The sequence below is a fragment of the Clostridium sp. CAG:43 genome, from assembly GCF_000434655.1.
Classification (GTDB): domain Bacteria; phylum Bacillota; class Clostridia; order Lachnospirales; family Lachnospiraceae; genus Otoolea; species Otoolea fessa.
In genome coordinates this window covers 10,583-12,182 of sequence record NZ_FR895085.1, presented here as the reverse complement: position 1 = coordinate 12,182, position 1,600 = coordinate 10,583, and the positions used below count along the sequence as shown (strand labels likewise).

Genomic DNA, 1,600 nt, shown 5'->3' with positions numbered 1-1,600 from the left:
CTTCTCAGGCACTCCCAATCGGATGCGTCAGGAACCATTTCTGACCTCAGAATAATTACGCTAACATTATTTTTCTTAAATTTTCCCAAAATCCAAGCAACCTACAGCAGCCCAATCGCCTCCCGCACATTTGCCACCCCTTCCAGCCGGATATCCGACCTTGGTTTCAATTTACTGACATTGACCATCGGAAGAATGCATCTTGTAAATCCCATCTTGACTGCCTCATGGACTCTCTGCTCTGCCATCGAGACGGCGCGCACCTCTCCGGAGAGTCCGACCTCGCCAAATACGATCGTTTTCTCATCCAGCGGACGGTCTTTATAGCTGGAAATCAGCGCCATCACGATCGCAAGGTCAAGCGCCGGCTCGTTCATCTTCATGCCGCCTGCAATGTTGACATACGCATCGTACCCGGACAGGGCATAACGGCATCGTTTTTCCAACACTGCCATGAGCAGGTTCACACGGTTGTAATCGACGCCCGCTGCCGTCCGCCGCGGCAGTCCGAAATTCGTCTTTGACACCAGCGCCTGCACTTCCAGAAGAATCGGGCGGGTTCCCTCCATCGAGCAGGCAGTCACCGCACCGGATGCCTCCGCCGGGCGCCCTTCCAGCATAAATTCGGATGGATTCGGCACCTCCGCCAGTCCTTCCTCCCGCATCTCGAACACGCCGATCTCATTGGTCGAACCGAAACGGTTCTTCACTCCCCGCAGAATCCGGTAGGACGCATGGCGATCGCCCTCAAAATATAGCACTGTATCGACCATATGTTCCAGCATACGCGGTCCCGCCACAACGCCCTCTTTCGTCACATGACCGACGATAAAGACTGTCACGCCCAGTCCTTTTGCGAGCTGCATCAGGACGCCGGTGCACTCTCTTACCTGGCTGACACTGCCCGGTGCAGAACCTGCCGCCTCGATAAACATGGTCTGGATCGAGTCGATCACGACCACATCCGGGCGTACCTCCCGGATCACCTCCGCGATCGTATCCAGGTTCGTCTCACTCAAGAACGAAAGTGGTCCGCGCACCGTCCCGATCCGGCTTGCCCGCAGTTTGATCTGTTTTAATGACTCCTCGCCGGAGACATATAAAACCTTTTGTTCCTGTCCTGCCAGGTTCCGGCAGACCTGCAGAAGCAGGGTTGATTTTCCGATTCCCGGATCTCCGCCGACCAGCACCAGGGAGCCACGCACCACGCCGCTTCCAAGCACCCGGTCAAGTTCTGCAAATCCGGTTCTCGTCCGATCCGTATCGGAAAGCTCAATTTCATCTAAGCTGACCGGCTTTGCCTGCGCGCCAACCCGTTTCCCCGGTACCGCCGTCAGCGAAGCCGCTGCCGCATACCGCCCTGCTGCCGTACCGGATGATGCCGGTGCGGACGGAGCTTCCACCATCGTATTCCACGCCTTGCACGCCGGGCACTGCCCCATCCATTTGGAAGATTCATAACCGCATTCCCTGCAGAAAAATCCCGTTGATTTTGCCTTTGCCATGCTGATTCCTTTCCAAACACTTCTTCTCATATTTCTTATTACACAAAAAGCTGCTGCATGGCGGAAACCGGCTTCCGGCGCACACGCCCGCCATT

At 56.0% G+C, this 1,600-nt stretch carries 1 protein-coding gene; it reads right to left on the bottom strand.

From position 1 onward, the window contains the following. Nucleotides 1-101: 101 nt before the first annotated feature. Nucleotides 102-1,505, bottom strand: coding sequence for a DNA repair protein RadA (gene radA / locus QVO97_RS06940; protein WP_022359636.1), 1,404 nt, complete (start codon nt 1,503-1,505; stop codon nt 102-104). Nucleotides 1,506-1,600 lie beyond the last annotated feature (95 nt).